Consider the following 21,842-nt stretch of genomic DNA (forward strand, 5'->3'; position numbering starts at 1 on the left):
ATCATGGCGAAACTGAGTTGATTCAATTAACCCAAGGTATATAATCCCCCATCCCGTCCACAAATCATCACCTGACCCTGCCAAACCACAGGAGTTGACTCGAAAGAAACTTCCGGTTTAAATCGTCCCGTTTGTTCCACTCTTAACCGATAATATTCCCCCCGTTCGTTAGGAATGACATTACTTTGATTGGCTCTCGCTTCTTCCCAATATAAATTAAATAAATAAACCCCATTATATCCAGCCGTCACTAATTTATAACCATCGGTAAAAATAGGCGTTGAAATCGAAGCTCCGATTTTCTCCTGTACTAAAATTATAGGGGTTTTATATTGTCCCGTTCCTAAGGGCCCAGTGACTGTTTTTCCGGTGGTAATCCTTTGAGATCCAATATATAAATACCCATCAATGGCATTGGTGGCAAAAATAGCCGGAAATCCATCGGGGTTATATTCATCATTCAACGCCACAGAACCAATAATACCGCCATCCCAAGTATTAAATTTTTGATTTTTAGTCGGTAAAAACCAGTCCACACTATCTTTCGGTTTCCGGTTAGGATTGAGTTTAAGAATCCCTCCATTTGCCGGAATATATTGTTTTTCAATTGCACAGAATAGCTTGCCATCTTGAGAAATAACCGCCGAACCATCAATATCTGAACCTGTATAAAAATCCCAAACAATTTTTCGCGTTTTTAAATCAATTCCATAAATATGTCCTGAACCCGATGCCATAAAAATTCGATTTCCTAACCGCGATGGAGAAGATTCACTGACTAAATTTCCCCCATGTCGGCTACTATCTCCATCTTGATAGAGTTTCACTTCCGATAAAATTTGAGGTTGTAAAAATCCTGATTTTTTTTCCGCCGTTTTAACCGAACTATTGAGAAAATAACCAATGGCATTTTCTCCCGCATTAAAAATGACTCCATCTCCTAAATATAAAGGAGAACTATCATTATCTCGACTATAACTGGGGGTAGGACGTAAATTTAGCTTCCAAAGTTCTTTTCCAGTCCTAAAGGAAATTGCCCGAAAACTGGTGGCTAATCCGCCTTTAGATAAACTACTACGACTGCCTTGTAAAACAACAATCCGATTCTCATCCGTTGCTGTTTCATCAATATAAATACTGGATGTTCCTTTAATCACATCATCAAATTTATACCTCCAAATTTCCTGCTGTGTCTCTAACTCAATTTTCCTTAAATAATAGTCAAATGCCCCTATAATTAAATAGGTTTTCCCTCGATCTTTTGTAATTGTGGGTTGTCCTGTCCATCCTGCCCCACTCCAAACTTTACGAGTTCGTCCGACATAAGTAACCCCGGTTCCTAATGGAAATTTATGAATTTGTTTAATATTTTCAGGCACACCTCGACCATAAAAACGCCGTTGATCATTGCCTAAATAGGTGGGGACTAAAAGTTCAATTTCTGGATCTAAAATCGATAATAATGTTTTGAATTCCTGTTGAATTTCGGCTTCTGTTGTGTTAAAATTAAACAGCTTAGAAATAGAGGGAGGAATTAATGATCCCAGAGAAAAATAAGCAGCAAGTTGATTAAACTGTCGGCGAGAAACCATAATATTAAAACCCTGAATATAATAAATAATCCCCGTAGAGACGTGCCATGGGGTCGCCATGCCGTAAGGCTTTTGGCGCGTCTCTACCCAGACTTAATATTAAACCATAAATTCCTAATACCCAACTCAACCTCAATTAATACCCACCGATCAGCAAATCAAAATGTTAAACTAATTGAATCTTAATAAATTTTTAGGTATTTCTCATGGTTAATCGTCTTTCTGAATCCAAAAGTCTTTATCTTCGCAAACACGCAGAAAATCCCATTGATTGGTGGCCTTGGTGTGACGAGGCTTTAGAAACAGCACGGTTAGCCAATAAACCGATTTTTCTATCTATTGGTTATTCGAGTTGTCATTGGTGCACCGTGATGGAAGGAGAGGCATTTTCTGACCCAGGAATTGCCCAATATATGAATCAACATTTTCTTCCGATTAAAGTAGATCGAGAAGAACGACCAGAAATTGATAGTATTTATATGCAAGCTTTACAAATGATGACGGGTCAAGGGGGATGGCCGTTAAATATATTCTTAACTCCTGATGAACGAATTCCCTTTTATGGAGGCACTTATTTTCCTTTAGAACCCCGTTATGGTAGACCTGGATTTTTAGAAGTTTTACAAGCCATTCGTCGATTTTATGACTTAGAAAAAACTAAATTGCAAGCGTTTAAAGATGAAATTATGACGCATTTGCAACAAGCTACAATCTTACCAATTTCTGAATTAACGGAAGATTTATTACAAAAAGGATTAGAAGCCAATACCGGGGTTGTTAGTCGCAATGAATATGGGGGGCCAAGGTTTCCCATGATTCCCTATACAGACATGGCTTTGCGAAGAATTCGGTTTAATATTCAGGATCAATATGATGCTAAACAAGCTTGTACTCAACGGGGTTTAGATTTAGCATTAGGGGGAATTTATGATCACGTTGCGGGAGGATTTCATCGCTATACCGTTGACCCGACTTGGACAGTTCCCCACTTTGAAAAAATGCTTTATGATAATGGACAAATTGTTGAATATTTAGCAAATTTATGGAGTGCAGGAATTCAAAAACCAGCGTTTAAACGATCAATACAAGGAACAGTGGCTTGGTTAAAACGGGAAATGACGGCTCCAGAAGGGTATTTTTATGCGTCTCAAGATGCCGATAATTTTACCGCTCCCGATGAATCAGAACCGGAAGAAGGAGCCTTTTATGTTTGGCATAATAGCGAACTAGAAAAAGTTTTAAACCCCGAAGAATATGCCGTTTTGCAAGAACAATTTACGATTACAAAAGCGGGAAATTTTGAAGGAAAAAATGTTCTACAACGAACCAATGCAGATGAGTTCAACCATATTATTGAATCGGCTTTAGCAAAACTTTTTAAAGTTCGCTATGGAGAATTACCAGAAACGGTAAAAACCTTTGCTCCGGCTCGTAATAATCAAGAAGCAAAAACCTATCCTGGGTTAGGAAGAATTCCCCCCGTTACAGATACTAAAATGATCGTCGCTTGGAATGGTTTAATGATTTCTGGTTTAGCCACAGCCGCGAGAGTTTTGGGAGACGTTGAATATTTAGAATTAGCTACAAAAGCCACTCAATTTATTCTTAAAAACCAGTGGATAGATGGACGCTTACATCGGGTAAATTATGAAGGACAACCGGACGTTGTTGCTCAATCTGAAGATTATGCGTTATTGATTAAAGCGTTGATTGATTTACATCAAGCCAGTTTAACGGTAACAACTGATTCTGTACAGTCAGATTATTGGTTAGAACAAGCCAAAAAAGTTCAAGAAGAATTTAATAATTTACTCTGGAGTGTGGAATTGGGCGGATATTTTAATACTGCTAAAGACACAGGAGAAGATTTATTAATTCGCGAACGCAGCTATATTGATAATGCAACGACCGCCGCCAATGGGGTAGCAATTTCTAATTTAGTCCGTCTGTTTTTATTAACAGAAAATCTGGAACTTTTAGATTTAGCTGAACAAGGCTTAACCGCCTTTAGTTCGGTGATGCAAAAATCCCCCCAAGCCTGTCCCAGTTTATTTACAGCCTTAGATTGGTATCGGAATAATACCTTAGTTAGAACGTCTCCCCAACAAATTTCAGCATTGAGTGTTCAATATTTTCCCGCTATTATTTTTAAAGCAGATCATACCCTTCCTAATGATATTATCGGGTTAGTTTGTCAGGGATTAAAATGTAATAAACCCGCCCAAAGTTCTGAGGAAATGTTACAACAATTGCAAGCCAGTCAATCTCGTTCCTAATCAGAAATACAGTTATCAGCGCGATGGATGATCCCCCCAACGTTCCTTAATACGGGGGGAGATATGTAGCGATCGCAATGTTCAACTAATCCTCAACTTCCTTAACCACCCAAACCGAACAATTCGCCTCTGAAACCACCTGAGAACTCACCGACCCTTGTAAAATTCGTTTGACCCCCGTTAGTCCCCGACTGCCAATGATAATCAAATCCGCTTGATAAATATTGGCTAACCGAATAATTTCCTCTGCTGGGTCACCTGCCACAATTTCAATTTCACTTTCACAATCTAACTGATCCTGATAACCGCGAAGTTGCTTTTCAATATGACGATAAGGAAACTCATCACTACCCAGATGAGGTCTATCAGCCACCAAATCAAAATCCGATGCCACCGTTGGCACCACATGAGAGAAGATCACGTTTGTTGTGGGTTGCAATTGTAGTTGGCCCAGTGCCTCAATCACAAACTTCGCAGTCGGTGAATCATCCACAGCAACCAAAATCGTATTCAGCACAGCAACGTCTCCTCTAAAACAATTGAAAAATCTGGAATTTGAAATCTAGCAGGACTCAAACTCCTATTCTAAAGGCAAGACGTTACACATCCCCATGAATGTTGAGAGAAGTCGCTGATTCTAAGGTTCCATTCTTAGGCGTACCGAGTCCCCATGAGACGGTAAACCTTCGGCTGCGGTCAAGACTTGAATGGCCCCAGCCACCTTCTGTAAAGCCGTTGGAGAATACTGAATTAAACTGGAATGTTTCATAAAGGTTTCCACCCCTAACGCTGAGGCATAACGGGCGGCGCCGGATGTCGGTAAGGTATGGTTAGGGCCAGCTAAATAATCCCCAACGGCTTCCGGTGTCGAACACCCTAAAAAGATGGCTCCGGCATGGCGAATACTTTCGAGTAAATCCCAAGGTTCGGCCACTTCTAATTCCAAGTGTTCGGGGGCAAACTCATTGGACAACTGGGCTGCCGCTTCCAAGGATTCGACGACAACCACTAAACCATAATGGGCGATGGCTTTTTCGGTTAGGGTGCGTCGGGGATGATTGACTAACTGCCGTTCCACTTCAGCCACCACTTGTCGGGCTAAAGCTGAATCCGTTGTTAATAAAATCGCCGCCGCTAAGGTATCGTGTTCCGCTTGGGCCAATAAATCCGCCGCCAGATGAACCGGGTTCGCCAAGCTATCCGCAATCACTAAAACTTCCGATGGCCCCGCTAGGGAATCAATGCCCACGGTTCCATAAACCAATTTTTTCGCCAACGTCACATAAATATTACCAGGGCCGGTAATTACATCCACTTTGGGAATCGTTTCCGTGCCATAGGCCAAAGCCGCAACGGCCTGCGCTCCCCCGACCCGATAAATTTCATGTACCCCGGCTTCCTGAGCCGCGACTAAAACCGCCGGATTAATTTTATGATCTGGCCCTGGGGGTGTGACCATGACAATCCGAGGAACCTTAGCGACTTGGGCCGGAACCGCATTCATCAACACGGTACTAGGGTACGAAGCTTTACCCCCCGGTACATAAAGTCCAGCCCGATCAACGGGAGTATATCGTTTTCCGAGAACCACCTCGTCATTTTCAAACTGAACCCAAGACTTGGGAATCCGTTGGCGGTGAAAGGCTTCAATTTGTTTGCGGGCCAACTGGATGGCATTGAGTAATTCTTTAGACACTTGTTGGTAAGCTGCGTCTAACTCTGAACCACTCACCCGCAATTGGTCTAATGTTAAGGTCTGTTGATCAAATTCTTCCGTGTAGTGGAGAAGTGCTTTATCCCCTTGACGCCGAACTGTTTGCAGCACCTCCCGCACCGTTGCCTCTTTATGGATCATCGTGTCATCATGGGTACGGTCAGAGATCCGTCGCAATTCAGCTTGTGCTTCAACCCACTGAGTAATAATTCGCAGCATGGTGATTCGGAGTGCCAACCTTAAGAAACTAGGGCCGAGATAGGAAACAGACAACAAGGATTCACTTTCTAAGGGCTGGGCCAAACTGACCACAGTTTCAGAACTTATCCCCCTTGCTTCCTTGCCAATACTCAGGGGATACATACCCCATTGAGTATAGCATAAAAAGCTGTCCTTCTAGGATGGGGCTTGAAACCGATTTTTTTTTGCTAGAATGCCAGAATCGAGAATTTTTTGGCTTCCTGTGAGTCCATAGGAAGTGGGGTTGAATTTGACAAAATAAATGTTATAGTAGTAGGTCTGTAACTTAGTATCTCTAATCGGAATACCTGCGTCTTCTTCAACCAGAACCTATGGCCAATATTAAATCTGCTGTCAAACGAGTCGAAATTGCAGAGCGCAATCGGTTGCGTAACAAATCGTACAAGTCAGCCGTTAAAACCTTAATGAAAAAATGTCTGACCTCAGTTGATAAATACGGGGCTGACCCTACAACCGATAATCTCGCCGCCGTCAATCAACAAATGTCGGCTGCCTTTAGTAAAATTGACAAAGCTGTCAAAAAAGGGGTTTTGCATCCTAACAATGGTGCACGCAAAAAATCTCGCTTGGCAAGAGCCTTAAAGCGTCACCAAACCGTTGCTGCCTAACCCATCAGTTATCAGTAAACAGTTATCAGTAAACAGTGAAGAGTCAACAGTCAATCGTGAAGAGTCAACAGTGAAGCGTCAACAGTTGTCTATTGTGAACCCACAAGAAAGCGGGGACGAAACAACGGATTGCTGATTACTGATAACTAATAACTGATTACTGTGACTATACAGACTATGCAACTGATTGATACCCACGTTCATATTAATTTTAAAGAATTGGCATCCGACTTAGAGGCAATTCGACAGAGATGGCAAGAAGCGGGAGTCGTTCGTTTAGTCCATTCTTGTGTTCATCCTGGAGAATTTCAGGAGATACAGGATATTGCTAATCAAGTCCCTGAACTCAGCTTTGCTGTTGGGTTGCATCCGTTGGATAGCCAACTCTGGAATTCTACCTCGGCGGAAACCATTACCCAACTCGCCCAATCCGATGATAGAGTCGTTGCCATTGGCGAAATGGGGCTTGATTTTTATAAAGCCGATAACCGAGAGCAACAAATCCAGGTGTTCACCGAACAGCTAGAGATTGCCTATCGATTGAATAAACCTGTGATCATTCACTGTCGGGATGCAGCCGCAACCCTGATTCATCTCTTACAAAAATTTTGGGAACAACGGGGGACAGTTTCTGGGGTGATGCACTGTTGGGGAGGAACCCCGGAAGAACAAGAGCAGTTTTTGGCGTTAGGGTTGTATATCAGCTTTAGTGGAACCGTGACGTTTAAAAAAGCGATTGCTATTCAAGACTGCGCTCGTCAAGTTCCCTCTAATCGGATTTTAGTGGAAACGGATTGTCCTTTTCTAGCCCCTGTTCCTAAACGCGGAAAACGCAACGAACCTGCCTTTGTGCGTCATGTTGCAGAAACGGTTGCTCAACTGCGGAACATTCCCCTAGAAACCCTCTGTCAACAAACCACCCATAATGCTTGTCAACTGTTTCAATTATCAGTGTAGAGACGTGCGGAGAGCCTAATACAGTTATCAGTTATCAGTCATCAGTCATCAGTTATGAGTTTTGTGGTTTTTAGCTAACATTTATAAACGACTAACTATCAACCATTAACTCTTCATTGATAACTGAAAACCTGATCACTGATAACTGACAACTGATTACTGATAACTGATTACTGATTACTAATAACTGATAAATGGCAAATCTAACCCACAACGAACCTACTTTCTTGCTTCCTGACTTAATTGAAATTCAACGGTCAAGCTTTCGTTGGTTTTTGGAAGCGGGGCTAATTGAAGAGTTGGAAAGTTTTTCACCCATTACCGACTATACGGGTAAGTTGGAACTGCATTTTTTAGCCAAAGATTATAAACTCAAGCGCCCCAAATATGATGTCGATGAAGCCAAACGGCGGGATAGTACCTACGCCGTGCAGATGTATGTTCCGACTCGTTTAATTAATAAAGAAACAGGAGAAATTAAAGAACAAGAAGTCTTTATTGGAGACTTACCCTTGATGACCGAACGGGGAACCTTTATCATCAACGGGGCTGAACGAGTTATTGTTAACCAAATTGTCAGAAGTCCAGGGGTTTATTATAAATCTGAAATTGATAAAAACGGACGGCGGACTTATAGCGCGTCCTTAATTCCTAACCGAGGGGCTTGGTTAAAATTTGAAACCGATAAAAATGATTTAGTGTGGGTGAGAATTGATAAAACCCGCAAACTATCAGCCCAAGTTTTATTAAAAGCTTTGGGTCTTACTAATAACGAAATTTTTGATGCGTTACGCCATCCCGAATACTTTGAAAAAACCATTGAACGGGAAGGAGAATTTACCGAAGACGATGCCTTAATGGAACTGTACCGCAAACTCCGTCCTGGGGAACCCCCAACGGTAGCCGGAGGGGAACAGTTACTCAATAACCGTTTCTTCGATGCCAAACGCTATGATTTGGGTCGGGTGGGACGCTATAAACTCAATAAAAAATTACGGCTGACCATTCCCGACACCACACGGGTCTTAACGTCTACTGATATTCTGGCAGCGATTGATTATTTAGTTAACCTGGAATACGATATCGGCGAAACCGATGATATTGACCACTTAGGAAATCGTCGGGTACGTTCGGTGGGAGAACTGCTGCAAAACCAAGTCCGAGTCGGGTTAAACCGTTTAGAACGGATTATTCGGGAACGGATGACGGTAAGTGATGCCGATGCTTTAACTCCTGCGTCTTTGGTTAACCCCAAACCCCTTGTTGCCGCGATTAAAGAGTTTTTCGGTAGTTCTCAATTATCGCAGTTTATGGATCAGACGAATCCTTTGGCGGAACTGACCCATAAACGTCGTTTATCCGCCCTTGGCCCTGGAGGATTAACCCGTGAACGGGCGGGGTTTGCGGTGCGGGATATTCACCCCAGCCATTATGGTCGGATTTGTCCCATTGAAACCCCTGAAGGGCCAAACGCCGGGTTAATTGGGTCTTTGGCAACCTTAGCACGGGTCAACCCCTACGGATTCATTGCCACTCCCTATAATAAAGTTGAGAATGGCAAAGTCCGCCTGGATTTACCTGCGGTGTACATGACGGCTGATGAGGAAGACGATTTGCGGGTCGCGCCGGGAGATATCAGTACCGATGCCGAGGGGACAATTTTAGGGGAAATTGTTCCAGTGCGCTATCGCCAGGAGTTCACCACGACAACTCCCATGCAGGTAGACTATGCGGCGGTGTCTCCGGTACAAATTGTATCTGTAGCAACCTCTTTAATTCCCTTCCTCGAACACGATGATGCGAACCGAGCTTTGATGGGGTCTAATATGCAACGTCAGGCTGTGCCTTTGTTACGTCCTGAACGGCCCTTAGTGGGAACCGGGTTAGAGGCTCAGGCTGCCCGTGATAGTGGGATGGTGATTGTGTCTCGGACAGACGGGGAAGTCAGCTATATTGATGGCTCTCGGATTATTGTCAAATCCCTGTCGGTAGATGCCGAGTCTACTTCTAGCGAAGAAAGTTTCCTGATTCGCGAATACGACGACCTCGACCTCAAAACCAAACAGCCCTCGGTATGGAAGCAAAAATACGCTGGCTATATCGAGTACGAATTACAAAAATATCAACGTTCTAACCAAGATACTTGTTTAAACCAGCGTCCCTTGGTTTATGAAGGAGATCAAGTGGTAGCTGGACAGGTACTAGCGGATGGTTCTTCAACGGAGGGGGCGGAGTTGGCTCTGGGTCACAATATTTTAGTGACCTATATGCCTTGGGAAGGGTATAACTACGAGGATGCGATTTTAATTAGTGAGCGTCTGGTACAACAAGATATTTATACCTCTATCCACGTTGAAAAATACGAAATTGAAGCCCGACAAACCAAACTCGGCCCCGAAGAAATTACCCGTGAAATTCCTAACGTTGGGGAAGATTCCCTGCGTCAACTCGATGGGAGTGGAATTATCCGCGTTGGAGCTTGGGTTGAATCTGGGGATATTTTAGTGGGGAAAGTGACTCCGAAAGGGGAATCTGACCAACCGCCGGAAGAAAAACTCCTGCGGGCGATTTTTGGAGAAAAAGCACGGGATGTGCGGGATAACTCCCTGCGGGTTCCCAATGGTGAGAAAGGTCGGGTGGTGGATGTGCGGGTGTTTACCCGTGAACAAGGAGATGAACTTCCCCCCGGTGCGAATATGGTGGTGCGGGTCTATGTTGCCCAAAAACGCAAAATCCAAGTTGGGGATAAAATGGCCGGACGACACGGAAATAAAGGAATTGTGTCTCGGATTTTGCCCATTGAGGATATGCCTTATTTACCCGATGGTCGCCCGGTGGATATTGTGTTAAATCCTTTGGGTGTACCCAGCCGGATGAACGTTGGTCAAATCTTTGAATGTTTATTAGGGTGGGCGGGTCAAAACCTGAAAAAACGGTTCAAAGTCGTTCCCTTTGATGAAATGCACGGGTCTGAAATGTCACGGGAAACCGTTCATGCGAAATTACGCCAAGCCCGTGATAAAACCAAGAAAAATTGGTTATTTGATGAAAATTATCCGGGGAAAACCTTAGTTTATGATGGCCGCACCGGAGAACCCTTTGACCAACCCGTGACGGTGGGTATTGCCTATATGCTGAAACTGGTTCACTTAGTGGATGATAAAATTCACGCCCGGTCTACTGGCCCTTACTCGTTGGTGACGCAACAACCCTTGGGAGGGAAAGCACAGCAAGGAGGTCAACGGTTTGGAGAAATGGAGGTGTGGGCGTTGGAGGCGTTTGGGGCGGCTTATACTTTGCAGGAGTTGTTAACGGTCAAATCCGACGATATGCAGGGACGTAATGAAGCCCTCAACGCCATTGTTAAGGGCAAAACTATTCCCCGTCCCGGAACACCAGAATCCTTCAAAGTGTTGATGCGGGAGTTGCAATCTTTGTGTTTGGATATTGCGGTACATAAAGTGGAAACCACCGACGAAGGAGGAAGTCGAGATGTGGAAGTAGACTTAATGGCTGATATTCCTGCAACTCGCATGACCTACACTGCGAATAACTTTGCTCCCGCTAAACCCACTTATGACTTAAGTAGTTCAGTGGAAGAAGAAGACGAATAATCAATCTTGTGACTGTTGACTGTTGACTGGTACGGGCGGGGGTACCCCGCCCCTACGATAACTGATAACTGATAACTGATAACTGAAACATGGCTAAACTTGAACAACGGTTTGATTACGTTAAAATTGGATTAGCGTCTCCAGAACGAATTCGTCAGTGGGGCGAGAGAACGCTGCCGAATGGTCAAGTGGTGGGAGAAGTTACAAAACCCGAAACCATCAATTACAGAACCCTAAAACCGGAGATGGACGGGCTATTTTGTGAACGAATTTTTGGCCCTGCCAAGGATTGGGAATGTCATTGTGGCAAATATAAACGGGTCAGACATCGTGGAATTGTCTGCGAACGCTGTGGGGTGGAGGTGACAGAATCCCGTGTCCGTCGTCATCGCATGGGTTATATCAAATTAGCGGCTCCTGTTACCCATGTTTGGTATCTCAAGGGGATTCCGAGTTATATGGCAATTCTATTAGATATGCCATTGCGGGATGTGGAGCAAGTGGTTTATTTTAATGCCTATGTGGTGTTAAATCCAGGCAACCATGATAGCTTGTCTTATAAACAGTTATTAACTGAAGATACTTGGTTAGAAATTGAAGACCAAATTTATAGTGAAGAATCCACTTTAACGGGTATTGAAGTGGGAATTGGGGCGGAAGCCATTGCTCGTTTATTGGAGGATATTCCTTTAGAAGAAGAAGCGGAGAAATTGCGGGAAGAAATTGCCGTAGCCAAGGGTCAAAAACGTGCCAAATTAATTAAACGGTTGCGGGTAATTGATAATTTTGTGGCTACGGGTTCTAAACCAGAATGGATGGTTTTGAATGTGATTCCCGTGATTCCGCCTGATTTACGCCCGATGGTGCAGTTGGATGGGGGACGATTTGCCACCTCGGATTTAAACGATTTATATCGTCGGGTGATTAACCGCAATAATCGATTAGCTCGATTGCAAGAAATTTTAGCGCCTGAAATTATTATCCGTAACGAAAAACGGATGTTACAGGAGGCGGTTGATGCTTTAATTGATAATGGTCGCCGAGGTCGAACGGTGGTTGGAGCGAATAATCGGCCGTTAAAATCTTTGTCGGATATTATTGAAGGGAAACAGGGACGATTCCGCCAAAACTTATTAGGAAAACGGGTAGATTATTCGGGTCGTTCTGTCATCGTGGTGGGGCCAAAATTAAAGATGCACCAGTGCGGTTTACCTCGTGAAATGGCGATTGAATTGTTCCAACCTTTTGTGATTAATCGTTTGATTCGTCAAGGATTAGTCAATAATATTAAGGCGGCGAAAAAACTGATTCAACGCAATGATGCCAGTGTGTGGGATGTTTTAGAAGAGGTGATTTCAGGACATCCGGTGATGTTAAACCGTGCCCCGACATTGCACCGTTTAGGGATTCAAGCCTTTGAACCCATTTTAGTGGATGGTCGGGCGATTCAGTTGCATCCGTTAGTCTGTCCAGCTTTTAACGCTGACTTTGACGGTGACCAAATGGCGGTTCACGTTCCCCTGTCTATTGAATCTCAATCGGAAGCTCGACTATTAATGTTAGCTTCCAATAATATTCTATCTCCAGCGACGGGACGACCGATTGTTACCCCTAGTCAGGATATGGTTTTGGGATGTTACTATTTAACCGCAGAAAATCCCAAATTTAAAGATCAAAAAGAGCGTTATTTTGCCGATTTGGAGGATGTCATTGTTGCTTATCAACAAGGGTCTTTAGAGTTACATTCCTATGTGATGGTACGCTTTGACGGAGAAATGTTATCCGATGAAGCTGAACAGGTCAATATTGAACAGGAGGATGCTCTCACTGGGATAATTACTAAAACCTATGTGGGTAAGAAAACGGGTAAACTCTTACGTCGAGTTCGAGAAGATAAGGAGGGTAATATTCTAACTCAATATATTCGTACCACCCCAGGACGGGTGATTTTCAATAAAACCGTGTTTTCAGTCATCAATAATCAGTAGTGAGTCCTTCAGGACTCTCAGCCCTAAAGGGCTTACTACGGTAGTGAGTCCTTCAGGACTCTCAGCCCTAAAGGGCTTACTACAGTAGTGAGTCCTTCAGGACTCTCAGCCCTAAAGGGCTTACTACAGTAGTGAGTCCTTCAGGACTCTCAGCCCTAAAGGGCTTACTACAGTAGTGAGTCCTTCAGGACTCTCAGCCCTAAAGGGCTTACTACGTTCTATTTCCTATTCCCTATTATGAAAAAAATCTTTCGGAATCAAGTGATTGATAAAGGACAATTAAAAAAATTAATGTCCTGGGCTTTTATGAATCATGGTACAGCCAGAACCGCCCAAATTGCTGATGAATTAAAGGATTTGGGATTCCGCTATGCCACAAAAGCTGGGGTTTCGATTAGTGTAGATGATTTACAAGTTCCCCCGTCCAAACGAGTGCTCTTAGAAGAAGCAGAAGAAGAAATTCGCAACACAGAACGCCGTTATATGAAGGGGGAAATTACTGAAGTTGAACGTTTCCAAAAGGTAATTGATACTTGGAATGGTACTTCCGAAACCTTAAAAGATCATGTGGTAGAAAACTTCAAAGCCAGTAATCCGTTAAACTCTGTTTATATGATGGCATTCTCTGGCGCACGGGGAAATATTTCCCAGGTTCGTCAGTTAGTGGGAATGCGGGGATTAATGGCTGACCCCCAAGGGGAAATTATCGATTTACCGATTAAAACCAACTTCCGTGAAGGTTTAACGGTAACAGAATATATTATTTCTTCCTATGGGGCGCGGAAAGGGTTGGTAGATACCGCTTTGCGAACCGCCGATTCTGGGTATTTAACTCGTCGTTTAGTAGACGTTTCCCAAGATGTGATTCTGCGGGAAATTGACTGTGGAACAACACGGGGAATTCGGATTCGCAGCATGACCGATGGCGACCGGGTGTTAATTCCCCTCAAAGACCGACTCATGGGTCGGGTGTTAGGGGAAGATGTTCGCCATCCCGAAACCGGAGAAATTGTTGAATATCAAGGGGAACAGGCGGTTAAAAATCAGGCGGTTAGTGAGGAGTTAGCTGTCGCCATTCAGGATGCTGGGGTTCAGGAGGTGTTTTTACGCTCACCCCTGACTTGTGAAGCCAACCGCTCTGTCTGTCAAACGTGCTATGGCTGGAGTTTAGCCCACGGTCATAATGTGGATTTAGGGGAAGCCATTGGAATTATTGCGGCTCAAAGTATTGGCGAACCGGGAACCCAGTTAACGATGCGAACCTTCCACACCGGGGGGGTGTTTACCGCCGAAGCCGCTGCGGTAATTCGCGCCCATAGTGATGGAGTTGTTAAGTTCCCGAAAACCTTACGCGCCCGTCCCTTCCGTACCCGTCACGGAGATGATGCGTTCATTGTGGAAAGCAATGGCCATATTGTGGTGGAGACTGGGGAGAAGAAACAAGAAAAACACAGTCTTTCCCAAGGGACAACCATTGTTGTTCAAGAGGGTCAACGGGTGAAGGCTGACCAAATCTTAGCTGAAATTCCCGCCGGAGGTCGGACAGCCCGGAAAACCACCGAAAAAGCAACGAAGGACGTAGCGACGGATTTGGCTGGGGAAGTCAAGTTTGCGGATGTGGTTCCTGAAGAAAAAACCGACCGTCAAGGAAATATGACCCGCATCGCCCAACGGGGGGGTCTGATTTGGGTTTTAGGGGGAGAAGTTTATAACTTACCTCCTGGGGCTGAACCTGCGGTGAAAAACGGAGATTCGGTAGAACCCGGAAGCGTTCTCGCCCAAACCAAACTCGTCTCTGAACATGGGGGATTAGTCCGAATTCGCGAACAAATTGGCCCCGATGAGTTACCCCGTGAAATTGAGATTATTACCGCCTCTGTGCTGCTGGATGAAGCCTTGGTGCGGTTGGTACAAATGCAGGGACGGGAACAATATATTATTGAGACCAATAGTAATCACCGCTTCTTGCTGAAAGTTAGTCCCGGTTCCAAGGTAGAAAACCATGATGTAATTGCGGAACTCATGGACGATAGCTACCGGACAAAAACCGGGGGGATTATCAAATACGCCGGGGTGGAAGTCGCCAAACGGGGTAAGGGGAAACAGGGTTATGAAGTCACCCAGGGGGGAACTCTGTTATGGATTCCTGAAGAATGCCATGAGGTGAATAAGGATATTTCCTTACTTTTAACTGAGGATGGACAGTATGTAGAAGCCGGAACCGAAGTGGTCAAGGATATCTTCTGTCAAACCAACGGAGTGATCGAAGTAACTCAGAAAAATGATATTCTCCGAGAAATCGTGATCAAACCGGGGGAATTACATTTAGTGGATGACCCGGAAATGGTGATGGCGATTGATGGCCAGATTGTTAATCCCGGTCAAGAGGTAATTCCAGGGATTATCTCTCCAGACTTGCATTATGTGGAATATGTGGAAACCCCCGAAGGCCCTGCATTGTTGTTGCGTCCCGTTGTAGAATTTAGCGTTCCCGAAACCCCACCCGTGCCGTCTCAGGAGTCTTTAAATGAGTCCATTGCTCTACGAGCCGTGCAACGGTTAACCTACAAAGATGGGGAACGGGTGCGCTCTGTGGAAGGGGTGGAACTCCTGCGAACCCAGTTGGTGATTAGTATTGGCACGGAAGCCCCGCAGTTAGCGGCTGATATTGAGTTACTTCCTGATGAAAGTAGCCCCGATGTCATGCGGTTACAGTTAGTGATTTTAGAATCTTTGGTGATTCGTCGGGACGTAACGGCTGATGCGACTCAGGGAAGCACCCGGACGCGGTTACTGGTTCACGACGGACTAGAAATTGAGAAAGGGGCCGTTGTCACCCGCACCGAGATTCTGTGTAAGGAATATGGCATTATTCAGGGGATTCGGTCGGGGTCGGAAATTCTGCGCCGTTGTTTGGTGGTGCGCGAGACTGAAGAGTTGACATTACAAGTCAGAACAATTCCTTTAGTCACAGAAGGAGATAATATTCTTGAAGGGCAACCTATTGCTACTGGATTTTTATCTCCAATATCTGGGCAGGTTGTTTCTATCTCTAGTCATGTCAATTTAGGGCTTGAGTGGAAAAATAAACTGGCTGAAGCAATAGAATTCTTAGCCGATCTATTAGCTAATGCAATTGCTGATTCTTCTTTTGCATCTATTCTTTCAACAATACCTCTAGGAGTCGGCGCGATAACGACAATTGGATCAGTTCGGATCGAACTTATTCAAACAATTAGTGATGCAATTTTCAACAAGCTGCCTGCTAGTTTTCAAATACCAATTATCAAAAAGGCATTGGCTATCCTAGCATCAGTTTTCATAGACGAGATCATTAATCAGGGTGCTACTGGTCTTAGTAATCTGATGTCTCTTGTTGGGCTTCCTAAGAAAGAATTAACAGGAAAATTAAAAGAGTTAATTCTTATTCCTGGGTTAGGATATGTTGCTGAAACTGTTGGTTTTGTTTTAGGTGAGCAAGGACTACATAGCTTAATTGAAATTGCGCTTGAAGGTAACAAAATCGCAGCCGTTGGTACCACTCTCAAGGTAGGTGACTTAGCCAAGTTGGTTCCACCATTTACAAAACTCCTGAGCAGTTTCTTTAGCTTACAGTGGACAAAACCGATTACAATCACGCTGCGTGCGAATGTACGGGATACGATGACTATTAACTTGCCGGGAGGGGTGCAACCAACCGTTAAACTGGGTCAACTGATAGTCGCAGGGATGGAAATAGCCCCAGGATTCACCTTACCTGAATCCGGTCAAGTGATTGCGATTGGCGATAAGATTACGGGCGGCGGAACCACTCCGGTTGCAGCCAATCAAATCAAACTGCGTCGGGGTCGTCCTTACCGGGTGTCTCCGGGTGCAATTCTCCATGTTAAGGATGGAGACTTGGTACAACGGGGGGATAACCTGGTGTTACTGGTGTTTGAACGAGCCAAAACCGGAGATATTATTCAAGGGTTGCCTCGGATTGAAGAGTTATTAGAAGCCCGTAAACCCAAGGAAGCTTGTATTTTAGCCCGACGCCCTGGAACCGCCCAAGTCTCGATGGATGAGGATATTGCTGAACTGCGGGTGGTCGAAAGCGATGGCACTGTTACGGATTATCCCTTAAACTCTGGTCAAACCCCGTTAGTTTCTGAGGGTCAAAAAGTAGATGCGGGGCAACCTCTAACCGATGGCCCGTCTAATCCCCACGAGATTTTGGAAGTGTTCTATGATCATTATCTCGAACAAGGGGAAGGAATGTATGATGCGGCCTTGGGCAGTTTCCAACAGTGTCAAACCTTCTTGGTGAACGAGGTGCAGTCCGTTTATCAGTCTCAGGGGATTGATATTTCCGATAAACATATTGAGGTGATTGTCCGTCAGATGACCTCGAAAGTGCGGATTGATGATGGCGGGGATACAACGATGTTACCTGGAGAACTGGTAGAATTGCGCCAGGTGGAACAGGTGAATGATGCCATGTCCATTACTGGAAGCGCTCCAGCGAAATATACTCCTGTGTTATTGGGGATTACCAAAGCATCGTTAAATACCGATAGCTTTATTTCCGCCGCCAGTTTCCAAGAAACCACACGGGTCTTGACGGAAGCGGCTATCGAAGGAAAATCCGACTGGTTACGGGGTCTGAAAGAGAACGTGATTATCGGACGTCTGATTCCGGCCGGAACTGGTTTCAATGCCTATGAGGAAGCGGGTGGTGCTGACTATGGCTTTGATAATGGCAGTTTGTATTTGGATGAAGAGGACGAAGACGAACTGCGAGATGTGGTTTTGGATGACCAAACTGCACGGGTTTATAGCAGTTTTGAACGGGAAACTCCTCCTGCGAAACCCGGTAAAACCAGTAAAGCGTTCTATGAAGATAGTGAAGATGATCCTTTATTGTCCTCTATTCTCGATGATGAGTTGATTGATGATGAATACGAAGATGATGAGGATGATGAGGATGAATAAGACGGTTAGATAGTGGATTGTAAGCGGGTATCCCTGCCCGCTTCACTCCCTATTTTAATGATGATCTCGAAATTGTTTAATGTATTCTACAACTTCGGTATGTTTCTCAGAAGCAGCCCAAATTAAAGCTGTCCAACTATTCTGATCTTTAGCGGTTAAATCTGCTCCTCGATTTAATAAGAATTCGACAATCGGTTTATGTCCGCTTCCTGCGGCTGCCATTAATACGGTTAAATCAAAATTGGTTTTAGCGTTAATCTCTGCACCAGACTCTAATAATAACTGCACAATTTCTAAGTTGCCACTCGCTGAGGCTTCCATTAAGGGAGTCCAACCATCATTATCGCTACTGTTGACATTGGCTCCGGCTTCTAATAATAGTTTTACTATCTCTTTTTGCCCTAAATTAATGGCGGTAATTAATGCCGTATTTCCCTTTTCATCCTGAGCATTTAGATCAAGGGTTTGATTGAAACAAGCTTGAACTTTCTCAATTTCTCCCGTTTGAATTGCTTTAATTAATTCACTCATTGACTTAACTCCTGTTTTATTTTTCTATTTAAAAATATTGAGATATAGCAATCCCAAATAGGTTGTAATAATTTAAAACTGATCTGAAACAGCTAGAAGTATTACCCCTGTTCCCTGTTCCCGCTTCCCGTAGCACCATAGGGCTAATGATTCATGAAAAATAATAGCATTTATCCCTGGATATCTGATAGGGAATTTAAGATTTTTAAACATAAGAAATTGACAGGATTTAAAAATTAGGCTAATATTGTCAATAAGTTATCATTGGGGATTTTATGTCTAATCCGTTCCTGCACCTCGACTATGAACCCGCATTTGAGGCGTTAGGCGGTGACTATTCCGATGTTGTAGCAGCCAGTGAGTTTGGGCTCCATATTCTGCGGTTTCGTAATGATGCAGTTTTAACCCAGTTAGGACTCAACCCTGAAACCGTTACAGACGAGCATTTTATCGAAGCCTTTGGCAAATTTGAAACCGTGCAACCCTTATTAGCCATGCGCTATCACGGTTATCAATTTGGAGAATATAACCCCTATTTGGGAGATGGACGGGGGTTTTTATATGGTCAAGTGCGGGGAATTGATGGGGAATTATATGATTTTGGCACAAAGGGATCGGGAAGAACGCCCTACTCCAGAAATGCAGATGGAAGACTAACCTTAAAAGGCGGAGTCCGGGAAGTTTTAGCCGCCGAAATGTTGCATCGCATGAAAGTTAGAACGTCTCGCTGTTTAAGTTTAATTGAAACCGGAGAACAACTCTGGCGAGGAGATGAACCTTCCCCGACTCGCTCATCCGTTATGGTGCGGTTTAGTCGCTCTCATATTCGCTTCGGAACCTTTGAACGACTACACTATTTTAAACGACCGGATTTAATCGAAAAATTGTTAGATCATGTCATTACTTATTATTATTCTAATTTAACATCAGAACGCGATCGCTATGCTTTATTTTATGCCGAATTAGTGAAACGAGTCGCAGAATTAGCCGCACAATGGATGGCTTCAGGGTTTTGTCATGGGGTCTTAAATACCGATAATCTGTCAATTACGGGGGAAAGTTTCGATTATGGCCCCTACGCTTTTATGCCTCACTATAACCTCCGATTTACCGCCGCCTATTTTGATTATGGAGGATTATATTGTTATGGAAATCAACCCTTTGTTTGTGAGGGAAACTTAGAGTTATTACAAAAACCATTATCTTTAGTCATTCCTTCAGAAGACCTTCAAACCGGGTTAACTTTATTTCAACAGTATTATCGAGATTTCTATCGTCAACGGATGATCAATCGTTTAGGATTTTCCCAAATTCCCACACCAGAAGCGGAAGAACTTTTGCAAATTACGATTAATTTACTTAAAGATAATTTGATTCATTATCATGACTTTTTTATTCAACTGCGAGAACAGTTTTGTGAGCAATGGCAAGACGAACCGCAAAATATTTTAAAAGACGCTGAACCCATGCAGCATTTAGATCGTTGGCGACAACTGTATTATCATCATTTACAAACTTTATCCTATCCCGAACTCGATGAAATCAAACAACGGTTAAAAGACTATAATCCTCAAGTGGTGATTGTTCGTCCTGAAATTGAGGCAATTTGGGAACCGATTACCGTTGAGGATAATTGGCAACCTTTTTATCAATTATTAGATAAGATTAAAGCAGAATAGCGTTAGTATATTAATGGGATGTCCCTAAAAATCCCTATACCTATTGGTGTAAATCCAGTTTGAACTTCAGTAAAGTCAGTTAAAATACGAAAGTAAGACCCTGAGCGTTAAACTTAAATCGGATTTAACCTCAGCAGCCCTTATTTTAGAGGAACGATACTATGACAGAGAATCAACCTGTAGATACAGCAACCCCGATGACTGCATCAATCATGGACAGTATCAAAGGGTTTTTGGGGAATATTCTGAGTAGTTGGAAAGTCAGAATTACATTACTGGCAATTGTGCTGTTAGGAATTGGGATTTTGGCTTTCTTTTATCAACATTGGGTTGCAGAATTTGGGATGAAACTGTGGACAAAAAGTTCGGGAGCGAAACCCATTGAATGTGTGTTGAAAGATACAAATAATGATAATTATGTTAGCTGTAGCGCCTTATTAGGTGAACAAGTTGTTCCCCTAGAATGTAGTTCTAGTTTATTTAATTTGGGGTGTCGAGTCAATTATGGCTCTGCTGTACCCAATGTTAAAGCCGCCAGAGGAAATTGAGATCAAAGGTGGGCTGTTGACGGTTAACGGTTGACGGTTAACAGCCTGTTTAGGGATTAACAATTTCTGTGAACCAACCTTGTTCAGAATCATAATAATAAAGGGTACGATTTTGAGGTTCTCCTTGGAGGTCTAAATGATCAACTTCCTGGGGTTCAAGTAATAATAAAATAAAATTAGATGGAGGTTCAAGGGGAATAATTGCTAGGGGGTTAAAAGCGGTAGATTCTGAACGAGGTTGGCGAGAATCTGGCCAGTAAAATTGTTGTTTCGCCGCATTTGATAAAAATTGCCAAAGGGTTATTCTAGCGGTGGTTAAGGTTAAATCAGGATGGCTATCGGAAATCAATTTTAATTCCCCAAATAGACGAAATTGTTCACGGGTTTCTGGGAAATACCAACAGACTTCTCCCCAAGCCTGATTCTGAATTTGATTAACTTTTTGACTGCGACTATCCGTAATTATTTGCAGTTGATTGGTTTCCGGTAAAAACCCTCGAAAAACAACCGTTCTATTAGCCGGACGACCTTCTAAACCAACCGTTGCTAATTGGAAATAACGAGAATAAACTAAATGGCGATTTCGGTGTAATGCACTTGTTAAAGATAAACGCCAACCTGGAATATCATTCATAACCTGTAGTAAGCCCTTCAGGGCTTTCTTCACTTAATTTAAGAGGGAAGAGAGTCCTAAAGGACTCACTACGATTTGGGTTTTTATCCCTTATTTAAGAATAGCACTCAACGCCATAATTTAGGTATAGAAATCCCCTAAAATACTAATACTCCAGTTATTTGTTCCCGCTTCAGTGTTCATAACCTGTAGTAAGCCCTTCAGGGCTTTCTTAACTTAATTTAAGAGGGAAGAGAGTCCTAAAGGACTCACTACGATTTGGGTTTTTATCCCTTATTTAAGAATAGCACTCAACGCCATAATTTAGGGATAGAAATCCCCTAAAATACTAATACTCTCGTTATTTTTTCCCGGTTCAGTGTTCATAACCTGTAGTAAGCCCTTCAGGGCTTTCTTCACTTAATTTAAGAGGGTAGAGAGTCCTAAAGGACTCACTACGATTTGGATTTTTATCCCTTATTTAAGA

13 protein-coding genes are annotated in these 21,842 nt (G+C 43.4%); 8 read left to right on the plus strand and 5 right to left on the minus strand.

Translation table 11 applies throughout. From position 1 onward, the window contains the following. Nucleotides 1–26: 26 nt before the first annotated feature. The gene (locus IQ236_RS17290) at nt 27–1,652 is read right to left on the minus strand and encodes a PQQ-binding-like beta-propeller repeat protein (RefSeq protein ID WP_228041697.1); all 1,626 of its coding nucleotides are present in this window, start codon (nt 1,650–1,652) and stop codon (nt 27–29) included. 146 nt (nt 1,653–1,798) lie between these two features. Here IQ236_RS17290 and IQ236_RS17295 point away from each other — a divergent pair, with 146 nt between their 5' ends. Beyond that, nucleotides 1,799–3,868, plus strand: coding sequence for a thioredoxin domain-containing protein (locus IQ236_RS17295; RefSeq protein ID WP_193870445.1), 2,070 nt, complete (start codon nt 1,799–1,801; stop codon nt 3,866–3,868). A gap of 85 nt (nt 3,869–3,953) precedes the next feature. Here IQ236_RS17295 and IQ236_RS17300 read toward each other — a convergent pair whose 3' ends face one another. Beyond that, nucleotides 3,954–4,385: a universal stress protein gene (locus IQ236_RS17300; protein WP_193870446.1), complete on the minus strand. Its 432-nt coding sequence runs from the start codon at nt 4,383–4,385 to the stop codon at nt 3,954–3,956. A gap of 120 nt (nt 4,386–4,505) precedes the next feature. After that, the gene (gene hisD / locus IQ236_RS17305; protein ID WP_193870447.1) at nt 4,506–5,801 is read right to left on the minus strand and encodes a histidinol dehydrogenase; all 1,296 of its coding nucleotides are present in this window, start codon (nt 5,799–5,801) and stop codon (nt 4,506–4,508) included. 353 nt (nt 5,802–6,154) lie between these two features. On the opposite strand from hisD, the gene rpsT reads away from it, so the two are divergent. From rpsT to IQ236_RS27815, 5 genes are all read left to right on the plus strand, one after another. Further along, the gene (rpsT, locus tag IQ236_RS17310; RefSeq protein WP_072718443.1) at nt 6,155–6,451 is read left to right on the plus strand and encodes a 30S ribosomal protein S20; all 297 of its coding nucleotides are present in this window, start codon (nt 6,155–6,157) and stop codon (nt 6,449–6,451) included. Nucleotides 6,452–6,628: 177 nt separating this feature from the next. Then, nucleotides 6,629–7,408, plus strand: a complete 780-nt coding sequence (locus IQ236_RS17315; protein ID WP_190523799.1) for a TatD family hydrolase — start codon at nt 6,629–6,631, stop codon at nt 7,406–7,408. A 194-nt stretch (nt 7,409–7,602) separates the two neighbouring features. Next, complete coding sequence (gene rpoB / locus IQ236_RS17320) at nt 7,603–11,022, plus strand: DNA-directed RNA polymerase subunit beta (protein WP_193870448.1); 3,420 nt, start codon at nt 7,603–7,605, stop codon at nt 11,020–11,022. A gap of 89 nt (nt 11,023–11,111) precedes the next feature. Next, entirely contained in the window at nt 11,112–13,010 is a 1,899-nt protein-coding gene (locus tag IQ236_RS17325; protein WP_190523724.1) for a DNA-directed RNA polymerase subunit gamma, read from the plus strand. A 237-nt stretch (nt 13,011–13,247) separates the two neighbouring features. After that, nucleotides 13,248–17,984, plus strand: coding sequence for a DNA-directed RNA polymerase subunit beta'' (locus IQ236_RS27815; protein WP_228041698.1), 4,737 nt, complete (start codon nt 13,248–13,250; stop codon nt 17,982–17,984). A 54-nt stretch (nt 17,985–18,038) separates the two neighbouring features. Here IQ236_RS27815 and IQ236_RS17340 read toward each other — a convergent pair whose 3' ends face one another. Then, on the minus strand, nt 18,039–18,515 hold the full coding sequence (locus IQ236_RS17340; RefSeq protein ID WP_193870449.1) for an ankyrin repeat domain-containing protein: 477 nt from the start codon (nt 18,513–18,515) through the stop codon (nt 18,039–18,041). A gap of 275 nt (nt 18,516–18,790) precedes the next feature. Here IQ236_RS17340 and IQ236_RS17345 point away from each other — a divergent pair, with 275 nt between their 5' ends. Then, entirely contained in the window at nt 18,791–20,194 is a 1,404-nt protein-coding gene (locus IQ236_RS17345; protein ID WP_193870450.1) for a protein adenylyltransferase SelO, read from the plus strand. 161 nt (nt 20,195–20,355) lie between these two features. Continuing rightward, on the plus strand, nt 20,356–20,742 hold the full coding sequence (locus tag IQ236_RS17350; RefSeq protein WP_193870451.1) for a hypothetical protein: 387 nt from the start codon (nt 20,356–20,358) through the stop codon (nt 20,740–20,742). 49 nt (nt 20,743–20,791) lie between these two features. Here the strand turns inward: IQ236_RS17350 and IQ236_RS17355 are convergent, their stop codons facing one another. Continuing rightward, nucleotides 20,792–21,376: an Npun_F5749 family FMN-dependent PPOX-type flavoprotein gene (locus IQ236_RS17355; RefSeq protein ID WP_193870452.1), complete on the minus strand. Its 585-nt coding sequence runs from the start codon at nt 21,374–21,376 to the stop codon at nt 20,792–20,794. Between the last annotated feature and the right edge of the window lie 466 nt (nt 21,377–21,842).

Origin of the sequence: Planktothrix mougeotii LEGE 06226, from assembly GCF_015207485.1 — a bacterium.
Classification (GTDB): Bacteria; Cyanobacteriota; Cyanobacteriia; order Cyanobacteriales; family Microcoleaceae; genus Planktothrix.

Excerpts from the sequence above, each read along its gene's own strand:
- IQ236_RS17340 (WP_193870449.1), bottom strand. The coding sequence starts at position 18,515 with ATGAGTGAATTAATTAAAGCAATTCAAACGGGAGAAATTGAGAAAGTT.
- rpsT (WP_072718443.1), top strand. The coding sequence starts at position 6,155 with ATGGCCAATATTAAATCTGCTGTCAAACGAGTCGAAATTGCAGAGCGC.
- IQ236_RS17345 (WP_193870450.1), top strand. The coding sequence starts at position 18,791 with ATGTCTAATCCGTTCCTGCACCTCGACTATGAACCCGCATTTGAGGCG.
- IQ236_RS17290 (WP_228041697.1), bottom strand. The coding sequence starts at position 1,652 with ATGGCGACCCCATGGCACGTCTCTACGGGGATTATTTATTATATTCAG.
- IQ236_RS17325 (WP_190523724.1), top strand. The coding sequence starts at position 11,112 with ATGGCTAAACTTGAACAACGGTTTGATTACGTTAAAATTGGATTAGCG.
- IQ236_RS17355 (WP_193870452.1), bottom strand. The coding sequence starts at position 21,376 with ATGAATGATATTCCAGGTTGGCGTTTATCTTTAACAAGTGCATTACAC.
- hisD (WP_193870447.1), bottom strand. The coding sequence starts at position 5,801 with ATGCTGCGAATTATTACTCAGTGGGTTGAAGCACAAGCTGAATTGCGA.
- IQ236_RS17315 (WP_190523799.1), top strand. The coding sequence starts at position 6,629 with ATGCAACTGATTGATACCCACGTTCATATTAATTTTAAAGAATTGGCA.
- IQ236_RS27815 (WP_228041698.1), top strand. The coding sequence starts at position 13,248 with ATGAAAAAAATCTTTCGGAATCAAGTGATTGATAAAGGACAATTAAAA.
- IQ236_RS17350 (WP_193870451.1), top strand. The coding sequence starts at position 20,356 with ATGACAGAGAATCAACCTGTAGATACAGCAACCCCGATGACTGCATCA.
- rpoB (WP_193870448.1), top strand. The coding sequence starts at position 7,603 with ATGGCAAATCTAACCCACAACGAACCTACTTTCTTGCTTCCTGACTTA.
- IQ236_RS17295 (WP_193870445.1), top strand. The coding sequence starts at position 1,799 with ATGGTTAATCGTCTTTCTGAATCCAAAAGTCTTTATCTTCGCAAACAC.